10 protein-coding genes are annotated in these 16086 nt (G+C 64.0%); 4 read left to right on the top strand and 6 right to left on the bottom strand.

Annotated features, from left to right (window positions below):
* Positions 1-72 precede the first annotated feature (72 nt).
* Positions 73-1854: a Rieske (2Fe-2S) protein gene (locus tag L0U84_RS39635; protein WP_233859083.1), complete on the top strand. Its 1782-nt coding sequence runs from the start codon at positions 73-75 to the stop codon at positions 1852-1854.
* A 122-nt stretch (positions 1855-1976) separates the two neighbouring features.
* Here the strand turns inward: L0U84_RS39635 and hydA are convergent, their stop codons facing one another.
* From hydA to L0U84_RS39610, 5 genes are all read right to left on the bottom strand, one after another.
* Positions 1977-3434 carry a dihydropyrimidinase gene (gene hydA / locus L0U84_RS39630; RefSeq protein ID WP_233859082.1) on the bottom strand — a complete coding sequence of 486 codons (1458 nt, stop codon included), beginning with the start codon at positions 3432-3434 and terminating at the stop codon, positions 1977-1979.
* A gap of 42 nt (positions 3435-3476) precedes the next feature.
* Positions 3477-4979, bottom strand: coding sequence for an NCS1 family nucleobase:cation symporter-1 (locus L0U84_RS39625; RefSeq protein WP_233859081.1), 1503 nt, complete (start codon positions 4977-4979; stop codon positions 3477-3479).
* 54 nt (positions 4980-5033) lie between these two features.
* Positions 5034-6314 (bottom strand): NAD-dependent dihydropyrimidine dehydrogenase subunit PreA, encoded by a 1281-nt coding sequence (gene preA / locus L0U84_RS39620; protein ID WP_129958508.1) that lies wholly within the window; start codon positions 6312-6314, stop codon positions 5034-5036.
* A gap of 46 nt (positions 6315-6360) precedes the next feature.
* Positions 6361-7746, bottom strand: coding sequence for an NAD(P)-dependent oxidoreductase (locus L0U84_RS39615; protein ID WP_233859080.1), 1386 nt, complete (start codon positions 7744-7746; stop codon positions 6361-6363).
* A gap of 126 nt (positions 7747-7872) precedes the next feature.
* Entirely contained in the window at positions 7873-9138 is a 1266-nt protein-coding gene (locus L0U84_RS39610; protein ID WP_233859079.1) for a Zn-dependent hydrolase, read from the bottom strand.
* 348 nt (positions 9139-9486) lie between these two features.
* Between L0U84_RS39610 and L0U84_RS39605 the strand changes: the two genes are divergently transcribed.
* A complete protein-coding gene (locus L0U84_RS39605) occupies positions 9487-10206 on the top strand; it encodes a TetR/AcrR family transcriptional regulator (protein ID WP_233859077.1) in 720 nt (239 codons plus the stop codon).
* Positions 10207-10275: 69 nt separating this feature from the next.
* Here the strand turns inward: L0U84_RS39605 and L0U84_RS39600 are convergent, their stop codons facing one another.
* The gene (locus L0U84_RS39600) at positions 10276-12042 is read right to left on the bottom strand and encodes an MOSC and FAD-binding oxidoreductase domain-containing protein (protein WP_233859068.1); all 1767 of its coding nucleotides are present in this window, start codon (positions 12040-12042) and stop codon (positions 10276-10278) included.
* 360 nt (positions 12043-12402) lie between these two features.
* Here L0U84_RS39600 and L0U84_RS39595 point away from each other — a divergent pair, with 360 nt between their 5' ends.
* Positions 12403-13734 (top strand): MFS transporter, encoded by a 1332-nt coding sequence (locus L0U84_RS39595; protein ID WP_233859067.1) that lies wholly within the window; start codon positions 12403-12405, stop codon positions 13732-13734.
* 964 nt (positions 13735-14698) lie between these two features.
* The gene (locus L0U84_RS39590) at positions 14699-15862 is read left to right on the top strand and encodes a hypothetical protein (protein ID WP_233859064.1); all 1164 of its coding nucleotides are present in this window, start codon (positions 14699-14701) and stop codon (positions 15860-15862) included.
* Positions 15863-16086: the final 224 nt, after the last annotated feature.

The following is a 16086-nucleotide window of genomic DNA, read 5'->3' as shown; positions in this document are numbered from 1 at the left end:
GAGTATGCTTGTGTCTTGAGGGAAGCGGCCGTATCTGAAACGGCCCGCAGGACCGATGGGGGAGGCTCGCATATGGATGCGCCGGACGACGGATTCGTGCTCGCTGGAAACCTCGAAGAGCTGCGGGCGAAGAGACGCTCTGTCGTCCAGGGTGGCCATGGCCCGATCCTCGTCATCTGCGACCGCGAGCGGGTCTTCGCCCTCGATAACCGTTGCCCCCACATGGGATTCCCACTCGAGCGGGGCGCTGTCGAAGACGGCATCCTCACCTGTCACTGGCACCATGCCCGCTTCGATCTGGAAAGTGGCTGCACCTTCGACCTTTGGGCAGATGATGTTCCGGGCTACGAAGTCCAGGTGCGTAATGGCGACGTCTGGGTCGCGACCATGTCGCGTCATCCCGATGCTGCCGCTCACTGGCGTCGACGGCTTGCGGATGGCCTCGCACACGATCTTGGACTCGTCATCGCCAAGGCCGTGCATGGTCAGCTCGCCGCCGACGTATCCCACGCCGATATCGTGCGGCAGATCGCGCTGTTCGGAGCGCAGAACCGTGACGGCTGGGGCGTTGGTCTCACGATACTCACATCGCTTGGTAGCCTGTTGTCCATGCTGCTGGAAGACGACGTCTATCTCGCCCTCTTCCACGGCGCGCGCCGTGTGGCGGCCGACTGTGACGGCGAGGCGCCGCGGCGGGAACGTGCGCCGCTGGCGAGCCGGCCGGAGGCAGCCACACTCTGCCGCTGGCTGCGCCTTTGGACCAACGTGCGTCATCGCGAGGCGGCCGAGCGCACGCTGTTGACGGCGATTGCCTGCGGTCTTGCGCCCGCGGTGCTCGCGGATGCCCTGCTGTCGGCCGGGACCGAGCGGGCCTTCGCGGACTCCGGTCATTTGCTCGACTTCATCAACAAGGCGTTCGAGTGCCTCGATCTGATTGGCTGGGAGCACGGGTCAGCTGTGCTTCCCACTGTGGTCGCCCAGATGGTGAGCGCCCGCGGCGCCGAGGAATCGACCGCCTGGCGCCAGCCCGTTGACCTTATCGCGCTGTGCGACGAAGCAGCCAGCCAGATGTCGGACCTTTGCGCCGCTGGGCGCAGCGTGCAAGGCTGGTCGGATCACGCGGCGCTTGCCCGGGAACTGCTTGCAGACGATCCGGCGAAAATCATCGACTCGCTAAAGGCGGCGCTTCACGCGGGCGCTGCGCCTGCTGACCTGGGGCAGTCCCTCGCTTACGGAGCGGCGTTGCGCGTGGCTCGCTTCGGCAACGCCAACGAGTACGCAGACTGGGACACCGCGCATCATGTGTTTACCCACGCAAATGCGCTCCACCAGATGCTCAGGCGCGTTGGGGCCGCGAGCTTCGACAGCCGCCTCGCGGCCGTTCGCGGCATCTTGCATGGAGCTATGGCGCTCTACCTTGCACGGTATCTGAACGTTCCACCGGCCCGCATCCCGGGTGACGACAACGATCGTCTCGACGACCTTCCTGCCGATGAGGAATCGATCCGCACGGCCTTGCTCGACGCCTTCGATCGGCAGCGCCAGGTTGATCTTGCGGCGAAACTCGTGGCGCGCCATCTCACGCTCGGTCATCCGCCGAAGGCGCTGATCGCCACGCTTACGTATGCCGTGCTGCGTGAAGATGCCGGCTTTCACGCCTATCAGATGCTGGAGGCTGGCGTCCGGCAGTTTGCCGCATGGGGTGATACTGCTGAGGGAAGGCACGTTCTCATTGCGGTCGTCCGCTATCTCGCGGCTCATTCACCGACGGAACGCGGAATGCTGCAAACGGCCGCCATCGCGCGGCGCCTGATGCTGGGCGGCGAATTGCATCAGGTAGCTGGAGCCGCATAGCGCGTGGCGTTAGTCGTTTAGAAAGCGCTGCCCGGCTCGCGTACGAACTACCGGCACGCGACGCCAATCCTGCCGCGTCGAGCGCCGGTAGTCTCCCGCTGTGCCGCGAGGCGTTGCCGCGTTCACTGTGGCGCGTCACCTTCACGATGCACCGGCTGCGTCTGCTTCAGGCTCTTCGCGAGGCGCGACGCCTGCAGATAGCCCGGATTCGCGGGCCGCTTCAGGTAGCGCCCGGCGCCGCGCCGCGCGCGCAGGTCGCCGTCCGCCCACACGAGTTCGCCTTGCGAGACAGTGTGAGTCGGCACCCCGCGAACCGTCATCCCTTCGAACACGTTGAAATCCACGTTCTGATGATGCGTGTTGACCGAGATCGTGCGCGTGGCCTCGGGATCCCAGACGACGAGATCGGCGTCGGCGCCCACGGCCACCGTGCCCTTGCGCGGGTACAGGTTGAAGATCTGTGCGGCATTGGTGGAGGTGACGCGCACGAATTCGTTCACCGTGAGCCGGCCGGTGTTCACACCCTGATCCCACAACACCGCCATGCGATCCTCCACGCCGCCGCAACCGTTCGGAATTCGCGTGAAATCATGACGGCCCATCGCCTTCTGCGACGCGCAGAACACGCAGTGGTCGGTGGCGGTGGTGTGCAGCAGGCCGCCCTGAAGTCCTCGCCACAGCGCGTCGCGATGCTCCTGCGACCGGAACGGCGGACTCATCACGTGGGCGGCGGCACGCGTCCAGTCCGGGTCGCGATAGACGGCCTCATCGATCACCAGATGCCCCGCGAGCACTTCGCCGAAGACGCGCTGCCCTTCGCTGCGTGCGCGCGCGATCGCCTCGAGCGCGTCTTTCGCCGACACATGCACGATGTACACAGGCACACCCAAAACCTGTGCGATGCGGATCGCGCGATTCGCCGCCTCGCCTTCGACCTCCGGTGGCCGTGACAGCGGGTGCGCCTCGGGACCCGTGAAGCCGCGCGCCAGCAACTGACGTTGCAACTGAAATACGAGCTCGCCGTTTTCCGCGTGCACGGTGGGCAGCGCGCCCAGTTCGAGCGAGCGCGCAAAGCTGTTCACGAGAATCTCGTCGTCCGCCATGATGGCGTTCTTGTAGGCCATGAAGTGCTTGAAGCTCGACACGCCATGCTCGTTCACGAGCAGCCCCATGTCGCGATGCACGCTTTCATCCCACCACGTCACCGCCACGTGAAAGCCATAGTCGGCAGCGGCTTTTTCGGCCCAGCCGCGCCACTCGCGAAAGGCGTCCATCAGCGCCTGCTTCGGATTGGGGATCACGAAGTCGATGATCGATGTCGTGCCGCCCGCCAGCCCCGCCGCCGTGCCCGTATAGAAGTCGTCGCTGGCGGTCGTGCCCATGAAGGGCAGTTCCATATGCGTGTGCGGATCGATGCCGCCAGGCATCACATATTGGCCACCGGCGTCGACCACGGTCGCGCCCGCAGGCGCGTCGAGGTTCTCGCCAACGTTCTGGATCACGCCGTTTTCGCAGAGCACGTCCGCACGCCAGCTCTTGTCTGCATTGACGACGGTGCCGCCTCGAATCAGGATCGCCATGATGCCAAGTCTCCTTCAGTTGAACATTCACGCTTGAAACGCTCACGCGCTCGCAACACTCGGGCGCCGGCTCTTGCCGACCTTCATCATCACGCCGTAGACGAGCGCCGCAATGGCGAGCCCCACGAACCACGCATAGGTGTAAATGCTTTTGAACGCGTCGGGCACCGAGGCAAACACCGTCGGGAACGCGACGTTGAGAAAGCCCGGCAGGTTCGGCAGCACACCGGCGATCAGCGCGATCACGGCCGCCGGATTCCAGCCGTTCGAGTACGCGTATTCGCCGTTTTCGTCGAAAAGCTGGGCCGTGTCGAGACGCGTGCTGCGAACCAGAAAGTAGTCGACCATCAGGATGCCGGCCACCGGCCCGAGCAGCGCCGAATACCCAACGAGCCACGTGAAGATATAGCCCTGCGTGGTGGCGAGGATCTTCCACGGCATCATCAGGATGGCGATGGCCGCGGTGATGAGACCGCCCGCCTTGTACGAAATGCCCTTGGGCCAGAGGCTCGAAAAATCGTAGGCCGGGCCGACGAGATTCGCGGCGAGATTGCAGCACATCGTGTCCAGGGTGAGGATGACGAGCGCGATGCCCACGCCGACACCCTCCATGCGGCTCGTGAGGTCGATCGGATCCCAGATCGCCTTTCCGTAAATCACCACCGTCGCCGAGGTCACGACTACGGAGACCACCGACAGCAACGCCATCGGAATGGGCAGGCCGATGGCCTGGCCCACGAACTGGTCTTTTTGCGTTTTTGCGAAACGCGTGAAGTCGGGAATGTTGAGCGCAAGCGTCGCCCAGAAACCCACCATGGCCGTGAGGCTCGGCCAGAACGTCGCCCAGAACAGGCCCGCCTTCGGGCCGCCGGCGGCGAACTGCGACGGCTGCGACAGCATCGAGCCCACGCCGCCTGCCCTCGAACAGGCCCACCACACGAGCACCGCGCACATCACCACCTTGATGGGCGCAGACCAGCTTTCGAGCCAGCGGATCGAATCGGTGCCGTGCAGGATGAAGTACAGCTGAAACACCCAGAAGATGAAAAAACAGCTAGCCTGCCCGATCGAAATGCCGAGAAACGGCAGCGCGTCGCCCACCAGCGCGTTGTGCGTGAGGATGTTGACGAGCGTATAGATGGCGCTGCCGCCCAGCCATGATTGAATGCCGTACCAGCCGCATGCCACGACGGCGCGCAGCATCGCGGGCAGCTTCGCGCCCTGGGTGCCGAACGACGCTCGCACCAGCACCGCATAGGGAATGCCGTACTTGGTACCCGCATGACCGATCAGCAGCATTGGCACGAGCACGATCAGATTGCCGAGCAGCACGGTGAGCACCGCTTGCCACGGCGACATGCCCTGCTCGGTGAGGCCGGCGGCGAGCATGTAGGAGGCGATGTTCATCACCATGCCGACCCATAGCGCCGCGAAGTGATACCAGCGCCAGGTACGCTGCGCGGCGCCGGTGGGCGCGAGATCATCGTTGTATAGCTCGCTTTCGGCGCGGCGCGCGTTGGCGTCGACTGCTAGGGGCTGGCTCATCAGGTGGGTTCTCCGTCGCTTGTCGTGGGTCCGGCTCAGTCCTGCTTCAAGGTGTCAGGCGGCTTTCGGGTCGGCGACGCGCGCCGGGTTGTTCGGGTGCGTGGTCCAGTTCTCGTAGCGCTCGCCCGAATCGACACGCTCCATCGTGATGCATTGGTCCACCGGGCAAACATGCATGCATAGATTGCACCCGACGCAGTTCGCATCGACCACCTCGAAGTGGCGCTTGCCGTCGCGCGTGGCGGTGATTGCCTGATGCGAGGTGTCTTCGCACGCGATGTGACAGAGCCCGCACTGGATGCAGCGGTCCTGATCGATACGGGCCTTGATGTCGTAGTTGAGGTTCAGGTATTGCCAGTCGGTGACGTTCGGCACGGCGCGGCCGCGAATGGCATCGAGGCTGGCGTACCCTTTGTCGTCCATCCAGTTGGAAAGACCGTCGATCATGTCGCCGACGATCCGGAAGCCGTAGTGCATCGCGGCGGTGCAGACCTGCACGCTGCCCGCTCCCAGCACGATGAATTCCGCGGCATCGCGCCAGTCGGAAATGCCGCCGATGCCGGAGATGGGCAGGCCATGCGTTTGCGGGTCGCGCGCAATCTCCGCGACCATGTGCAGCGCAATGGGTTTCGCGGCGGGACCGCAATAGCCGCCATGCGTGCCCTTGCCGTCCACGGTGGGCAGCGGCGCCATCACGTCGAGATCGACACCGACGATCGAGTTGATCGTGTTGATCAGCGAGACGCCATCCGCACCACCCTTCATCGCCGCGCGCGCGCCGTGACGAATGTCGGTGACGTTCGGCGTGAGTTTTACGAGGCACGGCAGGCGCGTGCCTTCCTTCACCCAGCGGGTGACCATTTCGATGTACTCGGGCACCTGTCCCACCGCCGCGCCCATGCCGCGCTCGCTCATGCCGTGCGGACAGCCGAAGTTGAGCTCGACGGCGTCCGCGCCGGTATCTTCCACCTGCGGCAGGATCCACTTCCAGTCGTCCTCGTTGCAAGGCACCATCAGCGAGACGATGAGGGCCCGGTCGGGCCAGTCCCGCTTCACCTGCGCGATTTCCTTGAGATTCACGTCGAGCGGCCGGTCGGTGATCAGCTCGATGTTGTTCAGGCCCGCGATGCGCTGGCCGCGCCACGTGGTGGCACCGTAGCGCGAGCTCACGTTCACCACGTGCGGGTCGAGCCCGAGCGTCTTCCAGACCACGCCGCCCCAACCCGCCTCGAAGGCGCGGTTGACGTTGTAGGCCTTGTCGGTGGGCGGCGCGGAAGCGAGCCAGAACGGGTTGGGCGATTGAATGCCGGCAATCGTGCAGCGCAGGTCGGCCATGATGCGACTCCTTCGTTTGATCTGGATTCGGTGTAGCTTTCGCGGCTCAGGCGGCCCTCGCGGACTGATTCGCAAGGAAGCGGTCGATCGCGTGCGCGGCGAGCTTGCCGTCCTGCACGGCCTGGACGGTCAGATCGACCGCGCCGTGGCCGGCACAATCGCCACCGGCGAAAACGCCCTCAAGCGAGGTCGCGCCGTTCGCATCCACGGCGATGCGCCCGCCTGCCTCGGTCAGTTGCAGCCCGTCGAGGCCTGCGGATAAGAGCTTCTGGCCAATGGCCTTCAGCACCATATCGGCCTCGACGCGCACGATCTCCCCCGTGCCGAGCAGCGCGCCGGTCGTATCGAGCGCCGTGCGCTCGAATTCCACCGCCCGCACCTGCGTGTCGCCGACGATTCGCAGCGGCTTCATCCACTCGGCCAACGTGACGCCCTGGCTGCGCGCGAATTCCAGCTCGGCCCAGGTGGCGCTCATCTGTGCCGCGCCGCGCCGATAGGCGAGCGTCACCTGCTGCGCACCCAGCTTGCGGCTTTGCACGGCGGCGTCGATCGCGGTATTGCCGCCTCCGAGCACCACCACCTTGCGGCCCACGGGCACACTGGACAGGTCATCGGCCGCGCGCAAGCGCGCGATGAAATCCACCGCATCGAGCACGCCGTCGAGCAGTTCGCCTTCGACGGACAGCGCATGCGTGCCGCCGAGTCCCACGCCGATGAACACCGCGTCGTACGCGCTGCGTAGCTCCGCCAGCGTCACGTGATGCCCCAGCCGTTGACCCTGACGCAGTTCGATCCCGCCGATGGAAAGCAGCCACCGCACTTCGCGCTGCGCGTAGTCGTCGACGGTCTTGTACGCCGCGATGCCGTACTCGTTCAGGCCACCCGGCTGTTCGCGCGAGTCGAGTACGCTCACGCGATGCCCGGCAAGCGCGAGCGTGTGCGCACAGGCGAGACCAGCGGGACCCGCGCCGACCACGGCAACATGACGACCTGTGTCGCTCGCGCGCTTGAAGAGCGCAGGCGCACCGGCGGCTTCGCGCGCCATCTGGAAGTCGGTGGCATGACGTTGCAGCGCGCCGATCTGAACGGGCTCGCCATCCTGATGATTTCTCACGCAGGCGCCTTCGCAGAGAATTTCGGTGGGGCACACGCGCGCGCACATACCGCCCAACGGGTTCGCGCTCAGAATGTCGCGCGCCGCGCCCTTCAGATTGCCGTTGCCGATCTTGCGGATGAAGGCGGGAATGTCGATGCCCGTGGGGCATGCGTTCACGCAGGGTGCGTCGTAACAGTAGTGACAGCGGTCGGCCGCGATCACGGCCGCGCCCGCGGAAAGCGGCGGCGCGACGTCGGCAAAATTGCAGCCGAGTTGCTCGGCGCTGAGACGGCCTGGGGCGATGCCGTCGGCGGCATTCGAGGTGGTCTGGGACATCCGGATGCTCCTTGCGAGGCAAAACACGGGTCCGCCGGCCGTGCGCGTGATGCGCGCGGCCGGTACAGGGGGAATCGTTGGAAAGACAGCGCGGCTCTGAGACCGCTTTCGTTCAATCGTCGTGCGTCAGCCAGGCTCGCTCGCGCGTTCGAGCATCGCGTGCAGCAGTACATTCGCGCCGGCTTCGATCCATTCGATCGTCGCGTCCTCGACTTCGTTGTGGCTGATGCCGTCGATGCACGGCACGAACACCATCGAGGTCGGCGCGACCGTCGCGAGATAGCACGCGTCGTGACCCGCGCCCGAAACGATGTCGCGGTTCGAATAGCCGAAGCGCTCGGCCGCCGCGCGCACGGACTTCACGCACGCCTCGTCGAACGGCACGGGCGCGTAGTAGAAAATCTGCTCGACGTCGGCTTCGAGCTTGCCCTGCTCCGCGATCTTCGCGATGCCTTCGCGTAGCTCGGCGTTCATCTGCGCCAGCACCTCGTCCTGCGGATGGCGAAAGTCGATGGTGAAGAACACGCGGCCGGGGATCACGTTGCGCGAGTTCGGATGCACCTGCATCATGCCCACCGTCGCGCAGGCGAGCGGCGCGTGGCGCAGGCCGATTTCGTTGACGAGCTGCACGACACGCGAGGCGCCCAGTAGCGCGTCGCGGCGGCGCGGCATCGGCGTAGGCCCCGCGTGCGCCTCCTGCCCCGTCAACACGACTTCGTACCAGCGCTGGCCTTGCGCGTCGGTGACCACGCCGATCGTCCTGTTTTCGGCCTCGAGTATCGGCCCTTGTTCGATGTGCAGTTCGAACGCCGCGTGAATCTTGCGGCCGCCGCACGGCAACGCGCCCGCGTAGCCGATGCGCTGCAATTCCTCGCCGATGGTCTTGCCGTCGACGTCCTTGCGCGAAAGCCCGTATTCAAGCGTGAATACGCCCGCAAAGACGCCGGAGGCGACCATCGCCGGCGCGAAGCGCGAGCCTTCTTCGTTGGTCCAGATCACCGTTTCGATCGGGCGCTCGGTTTCGATGCCGTAATCGTTGAGCGAGCGAATCACCTCCAGCCCGCCGAGCACACCATAGATACCGTCGAAGCGCCCGCCGGTGGGCTGCGAGTCGGCGTGCGAGCCGGTCATCACAGGAGGCAAGTCGTTGTTGCGCCCCGCGCGGCGCATGAACACGTTGCCCATCTGGTCGACACTCACCGTGCACTGCGCCTCTTTCGCCCATCGCACGATCAGATCGCGGCCCTGCCTGTCGAGGTCGGTTAGCGCGAGACGGCACACGCCGCCTTTGGGTGTGGCGCCGATCTGCGCCATCTCCATCAGGCTGTCCCACAATCGCTGGCCGTTCACGTGGATCGCGGTCGTCAGCGCGGCTTCGCTTACTGCGTTCATACGTGTCCTCCTGTCGGTGTTCGTCAAACGTGCGTGCATGCCACCGTATGGGGCGCGAAGAGCGATGACGGTGCACGCCTCGATGGCACTATGCGGCTGCTGAAATCCCGCCCTTCGAATCCTGTCCGATTGGACAGGTTTTAGACGATAAACTTCGCGAATTCAATGCGGAATTACGAGCGAGAAGCGTGCCATCGATGCTGCAGTGCGCGAAAAGCACGCGAGCGTGCGCCTTGCGCGTTTGTCCCGATGCGCGTGAATACGCGACGCGCTTGCATCGTGGCTACAATGAAGCCGACATGCACGCGGCCGACGCGCTTCTCATCTCTCCTGAACGGACCGAACACCATGCGCAACGACGAACCCACCACGCGAGCCACGCCCCTCGGGACGCGCGGCACCGCGCTGGCGCAGCCAGCCGCTGACGCAACGCACGAGCCGCGTCGGCGCAAAGCCTCGATTCGCGCGTCGAATGAGTCCCATCTGCTCGCCTGTGCCGAAGCCGTGTTCGCCGAACGCGGTTTCGAAGGCGCGAGCACGGCGCTGATTGCAGAGCGCGCAGGCTTGCCGAAAGCAAATCTGCACTACTACTTCCCGACCAAACAGGCGCTGTACTGGCGCGTACTCGACGATGTATTCGAGGAATGGAACGCGGCCGCCAACCTGTTCGATGCAAGCGACGATCCGGTCGAGGCGATAGGCGGCTATGTGCGCGCCAAGATGGCGCTGTCCCGGCGCCGCCCGCTCGGCTCGAAAGTGTGGGCCAACGAAATCATCAGCGGCGCGGCGCATATGCAGGAGATCCTGCTCGAGCGCGTGAAGCCGTGGATGGACACACGTGTGAAGCTGATCGAGCGATGGATAGCCAAAGGCCTGCTCGCGCCCGTCGACCCGCGGACGCTACTCTTCATGATCTGGGCAACCACGCAGCACTATGCCGATTTCGAGGCTCAGATCTACGCGCTGTCGGGCAAGCGCGCGCTATCAACGAAGCGCTTCGAGGCAACCACGGAAGAAGTGGTGAGCATGATCCTGCGAGCGAGTGGAGCGCGATCGCCGGGTCGGTGAGCGCGAGCTCGCCGCACCCCGCAGTGATTGCAGCGCTGACGCTCCCGTCGATGAACCGCCGCCTGGCATTTACAGATCGACTACGACGTCGCTGGTCGGCTGCGAACAGCATGTCAGCAGGTTGCCGACGGCAGGCTGGTCGAGAGGCTCCGGCGAGTATGCGACCGATCCGGACACGAGGCCGCTCTCGCAGTTGTGGCAGACGCCCGTGCGGCATGACCATCGGACCGGAACATCGCAGGCTTCGGCGAGTTCGAGCAAATTGCCATACGCTGCCGGATTCCAGCGCACGGAAAGCTGACTGCGCGCGAAGGACACCAGGGGTCCGTCGGTGAGCGTGGATGCGGCGGGCAAATGCGGCGCTGGTCGGGCTGCGTCGACGACGCCGGGAGTGCGCGCTTCGACTCCGCCGAAGCGCTCCATATGCACGCGTCGCGCCGATACGCCGATGGCGCCGAGCGCCAGCTTCATGTCGTTCATGAAACGCGTCGGTCCGCAAAGATAAACGTCTGCATCGAGCGGAATGCCGATCTCTTCGAGCACGGCGCGCGACAGATGACCTGCCGTCTCGAAGTCGCAACCGATGCGGTCCGCGGCCGAAGGCGCGCTGTAGCAGACGTGCCCGCGTCCGTTCGGAAGCGAGCGCAGCAAGCGGCGCGTCTCTACTGCGAACGGATGGTGCGCGCAGTCGTGCGCCGCGTGCAGCCACAAAACCTGCCTCGGCGATTGCGCATCCGACAGCGCGAACAGCATCGACAGAACGGGCGTCGCTCCGATGCCCGCACTGAGTAACACCACGGGCCCGTTTCCTTCCTCCAGAAAGAAGTCGCCGCGCGGCGCACTGACATCGATCACGTCTGCCACGCGCACATGATCACTCAAATGCGCTCCTGCCAAACCATGCGGCTCGATCTTCACACTGATGCGGTATCGCTCCGACGACGGCAGGCCCGACAACGAATAGCTGCGAAACAATGGCGGCGCGCCGTCCGCCTGCAACAGGCGCAGCACCACATACTGACCTGGACGAGCGCGCGCCAGCGGCTCGCCGTCCGTCGCCTCCAATACGTATGAGCGCACGTCGGCGGACTCCCGCGCGATGCTCGCCACGCTGAGTTTCCGAAAACCCGGCGCCGCGGCACTCGATGCCGCCGCTGCTGCAAGTCCGGCGTTGCCGCTCGTCGCGCCCGCGTCGATGCTGCCGAGCAGCGCCTTGAACGATCCTTGCCACCCGGGCGACAGCGCATCGATCCGCAGCGCGCGCTCCAGTTGATCACGAGGATGAGCGGACGAATACAGCAGCGCATTGACTTCCTCGATGCTCATCCGCTCATTCGCCTCGCGCAGTTTGACGATCTCGTCGCCCGCTCCGATGTCGCCTTCCTGCAGCACGCGCAAATAGAAGCCGGGCCGCCCGCTGGAAGTGAGCAAGGCGGCCATCGCCGGCTCGTTCATTCTGATGCCGATGCGATAGCAGGTCACACGGGGCTGACTGACTTCGAACACAGCGGTCCCGATTCTGAACACATCGCCGATGCAAACGGTACGATCCGGCAATCCGTCGATCGTCAGGTTCTCGCTGAACTGTCCGAACACAAAGACGCTGCGCCTTAATTGCCGTTCCCAATGCCGGTAGGATTCGATCTGATAGACGAGCACCGCGCGCTGTTCGCCGCCATGTCCGGCGAGATCGCCTTGTCCGTCGCCGTCGAGCCCCAGGCGTCGCGCGACGCAGCGTCCCCGCACCGGAGTTTTCCAGCTTCCGGTATGCACGACGCGCCCTCTCCATTCGATGTCGCGCGGCAGCCCGACATTCACCGATAACAATCGAGCCATGTCTGTCGACCCTCAAGGGTGTCGCGGGATGAAAGCGGGACTGCGTGTCTTGACGACTTCATTGAATTTGAGCCGCGCCTGAATCCGGCCTCCAAGGTAGCCATCTATGCGCGATGCAAGCAGCGAACCGTCCTCCGGTAGGTGCTTAGCGAAAACCGGCCTCCTTTCAACCGCTTCAGTATTGGTCACGGCCAGGTGAAAATCAAACGACGTCGCCCATCGGAGAGGTTTTGCGCGGCAAAACATGCTGCCAGATCGGTGTTCTAATTGTTCCCGGCGGTCTCGCCAGCAAGGCCACGACTTTCCTGCGCCATGTGGCGTTGTGCCTGGCTACCTGCTCGACGCTCATGGACCTCCGACATGCCCCTACCCAGTCCAGCCCGAAACGTGTTGACCGAACCGACCGCCCCTCGCCTGTCGACGCTGAGCCAAATACAGATCGCGTCGCTGTGGTTTGCGCTCTTTACCCAATGGATGACGGTCGTCCCGGTGCTCGTGCCGGCACAGGTCGCCGAAATGCTCGGAAGCGATGCCGCGTTGAAGGAAGGCGTGGCCGGCTCCGTCATTGCGTCCGGCGCATTCATTGCAATGGTCATGGCGCCGCTGGCCGGCGCGCTTTCGGATCGCTGCTCCGCAAAACGTGGACGCCGGCGACCGTTTCTCATCACGGGCGTGTTCGGCACCTCGGTTGCACTGGTGTGGCTTGGTTCATTCAACGGCGCGGGGAGCGTATGGCTGTACACGCTCGCGTTCCTGCATCTGCAATTCTGGTGGAACTGGGCGGCGGGTCCGTACGCCGGGCTGGTGCCCGATGTCGTGCCAAAACACGAAGCCAACCGCGCGAGCGCCTGGCTCAACGTGATGAGCGTGCTCGGCACGATCACCGGCAACGTGGTGCTCGTTGCACTCTATTCTCCGCGTCACCTGTTTCCGACGATTGCCGTGTTCATCGCGATCATGTTGCTCTGCCTTTGGCTGACGATTCGCGGAGCGCAGGAGCCGACGCCTGCCGCATCTCGCGAACGGTTCGAGCTCTGCGCGTTCGTCCGCTCGTTCTATCTCGATCCGCGGCTCCATCGAAACTTCTATTGGGTACTAGTGACCCGTCTGTTCAGCAACATGGGAATCTGGTCGATCTTCACCTTCATGTTGTACTACCTGCAGGACGTGATCGGCATCCGGCACCCGACCAGTCTGCTCAATGGAATGCTGGGTGCCGGCGTGGTGCTGGCGATCCCGGCGAGCCTGCTGGGCGCACGGCTCGCCGACCACCTCGGCGTCGTACAGGTCGTCCGCCTGACCAGCTGGATCCTGGCCGGGGCGGCAATCGGCTTCGTGCTGCTGGCGTTGCATCCGAACCTGATGCTGGTGATGGCGGTCGGGCTGATTTTCTGCGCCGCTTACGGGACCTATCAAGCCGTCGACTGGGCACTCGCGCTGCAGGTGTTGCCCGACGATGCGTCCAGCGGCAAGGACATGGGCATCTGGCAAGTGTCGATGGTGCTACCGCAGATCCTCGGCCCTGCCGCGACCGGGTGGATGCTGTCATGGGTCAAGGCGTTTGCCGGTGCCGGACCCGCCTACGTCGTAGCGTTTGTCGTTGCGGCGGGGTGGTTCGTGCTGGCGGCGTTGCTCGTCTCGCGCATCAGGATTGGTTCGCGGCAACGCGTATCCACGGAACTCGCGGGATGATCGTGAACGGCGCACGCGTAGGCTGCGAAGGTTATTGCACCGTTGCACGCTGAAATTCAAGGAGATAAGTGCAGTTGTGCCATAGGCGCGCGGGGCGGGTGCGTCAGAGTTAATGCGCCTGGTCTTTATTCGCGCCAAGGTTGTAGCATTTCGTCGCACGCGATCGGCCGTGGCCGACCCTCAACTGCCAGTCACGCTGCACGCTCTCACTGGCAGAAAACTGACCGCCCTCGGAAAAATGTTCACGCTCACAACAACCCATCGAATTGAGGCTGAACGGTCGGTATCGGAGCAGCACAGATAAAGTCACCGGAGGCGAATCTAAAAAGGCCCGTCGTTGGAGGGGCCTTCAACTACGAAATCACTGCGTTTCTGTTAGTAGGTCGCAGAAGTCCCACTGCCAGCGAAACTGTGCTGGGTAGGAGAGTCGCTGCCTAGTCGGAAGCGGCCTGGATGATGTTCATGATCTGCGGCGGCAACCTGCCGCCGCTGACGGCGGTCATTGCAGCACGATCCATCTCAACGGCTACGGGAAGGTCTTGATTACCAGCATGTTCATTTCGATTCTCCAAGGGTAAATTAGTCAGTCAGGCGTGTCAGAGCTCGTATTGAGGTGTCGCCACTCCCAGACGAGGATCGAGGCAAAGTGCGTGCCAAACGGTGGCGCCGCGATAAGCCATCACGCAACCCGTTGAACATTTTGGATTTCTAATGGCGGCCCGTGTGAATTGGTAGACAGACGTGCGCGCAACGGCCGATGGGTCGGACCCATCTCTCCGTCTGGCGCTGTCGGTTGGATCGCGACACATGCGCTCGCCTACGTATCCCGTGTTTGTAGATGTTCGCGAGGCTGGGAACCCGATCGAAGCCTCCAACGCGAACAGGATTGCCCGTTCGCTTACGCATGCGATGAGCGTTCGGTTTGCATGCAACACGCACTCTCTCTATCGGAGGTACGACGGCCATGATCACTTACCACGAGTTGGGCGGCGGCAAACGGCTCTGCGACATCGTCTTCGCTGGCAGCCACGACGCGGGCATCACGAGCGGCGACGCCAACGTCCAGACCCAGGACCTCGACATCTTCAAGCAGGCACAGGCCGGCGTGCGCCTATTCGACCTGCGGATCGCGGCAACCAAGAGTTCGACCAAGTCCGCCTCGCCGGTGTTGCTGAAGGCCGTCCATGCCGACCCGAGGGTGATGCAGCAGAAGGAAAAGACGGGCAAGCCCGTCTTCGACCTGGGCGGCAGGAAGGCGAACGTCACCACCACCAAGCTGCCGGTGGAAGGCGGGTTCGGCATGCGGCTCGTGGACATGCTGCAACAGGCGAAGCTGTTCATCAAATACCACCCCAGCGAATTCCTGCTTCTGAAGTTCGACAAGTGCACGAACTGGACCATCATCGCGGAGATCTGCGCGCGGGAACTCGGCACCGCTCTCTTCGCAGGCACCGGCAGCCTCAACGAGAAAACGCTCGACCAGCTGAAGCAGCACGTCGTCGTGCTCTTCACGCAGAATGGCGTCGACGAAGTCGCCAACCAGGGCTACATTTCGACGACCGGGATCTGGGGTTGCAAGCGCCTCGATGACGGCACCGGCTACAACAGCGGCTACGACGGCCTGCAATACGTCGGCAAGGGCGGCACGGACCCGTTCGACGGCAACAGCGACATGCACAAGATCGCGTCCAACATCGAGACACAGGGTGGGCTGATGCGGATCGGCGCCCGCAACTCCGACCCCGAGGTGATGGGGATGATGTACTGGACGACCACCGGCCTGAAGCGGAGCATCCGGGAGCGCAACTCGACCATGTGGGGGCCGGACAACCGTCCGACGCTGCTCACCGATCTATGGATGGCCGGCTTCGGCGCGGCGATCGAATCGCGGCTGCCGACCTACGTCGTGTCGACCGACTACGCGAACGGTGTCGCGCTGAAGGTCTTCATGCCCAACATCGTCATGATCGATTTCGCCGATATCGACAAGGGCAAGTTCATCTTCGAATTGAACACGAAGGCGAGCACCGAGCTCACTCAGACCGCAATCAAGATCGACCAGGCGCACCAGCTGACGCAGCAGGGCCAAGGCGGCGTCCGGCGCAAGCAGCGGCCCCCTCTGCTCTGAGTTCCTCCAGCAGATTTGGGCTCGAACCAGCACACCTCTTTGCCGCTTCCAGAGATGTCACGAGACGCTAGGCGCAAGAACTGTTTCTGCTACCGTACCGCTGTCGACAGCGGAAAGATGGTGATCGAAGATAGGCGCTCGTGTTCCGAAGGCCAATGGGCGCTTGCGGCTGCAGAGCCGACGTCTGAACGTCCGTTCAACAGTGGGGGCGAATGACACTTCCT

Origin of the sequence: Paraburkholderia sp. HD33-4 (assembly GCF_021390635.1) — a bacterium.
Lineage (GTDB): Bacteria > Pseudomonadota > Gammaproteobacteria > Burkholderiales > Burkholderiaceae > Paraburkholderia.
The sequence above is the reverse complement of the archived record's forward strand: the minus strand, read 5'-3'. Positions and strand labels throughout refer to the sequence as shown.

Excerpts from the sequence above, each read along its gene's own strand:
- L0U84_RS39635 (WP_233859083.1), top strand. The coding sequence starts at position 73 with ATGGATGCGCCGGACGACGGATTCGTGCTCGCTGGAAACCTCGAAGAG.
- hydA (WP_233859082.1), bottom strand. The coding sequence starts at position 3,434 with ATGGCGATCCTGATTCGAGGCGGCACCGTCGTCAATGCAGACAAGAGC.
- L0U84_RS39625 (WP_233859081.1), bottom strand. The coding sequence starts at position 4,979 with ATGAGCCAGCCCCTAGCAGTCGACGCCAACGCGCGCCGCGCCGAAAGC.
- preA (WP_129958508.1), bottom strand. The coding sequence starts at position 6,314 with ATGGCCGACCTGCGCTGCACGATTGCCGGCATTCAATCGCCCAACCCG.
- L0U84_RS39615 (WP_233859080.1), bottom strand. The coding sequence starts at position 7,746 with ATGTCCCAGACCACCTCGAATGCCGCCGACGGCATCGCCCCAGGCCGT.
- L0U84_RS39610 (WP_233859079.1), bottom strand. The coding sequence starts at position 9,138 with ATGAACGCAGTAAGCGAAGCCGCGCTGACGACCGCGATCCACGTGAAC.
- L0U84_RS39605 (WP_233859077.1), top strand. The coding sequence starts at position 9,487 with ATGCGCAACGACGAACCCACCACGCGAGCCACGCCCCTCGGGACGCGC.
- L0U84_RS39600 (WP_233859068.1), bottom strand. The coding sequence starts at position 12,042 with ATGGCTCGATTGTTATCGGTGAATGTCGGGCTGCCGCGCGACATCGAA.
- L0U84_RS39595 (WP_233859067.1), top strand. The coding sequence starts at position 12,403 with ATGCCCCTACCCAGTCCAGCCCGAAACGTGTTGACCGAACCGACCGCC.
- L0U84_RS39590 (WP_233859064.1), top strand. The coding sequence starts at position 14,699 with ATGATCACTTACCACGAGTTGGGCGGCGGCAAACGGCTCTGCGACATC.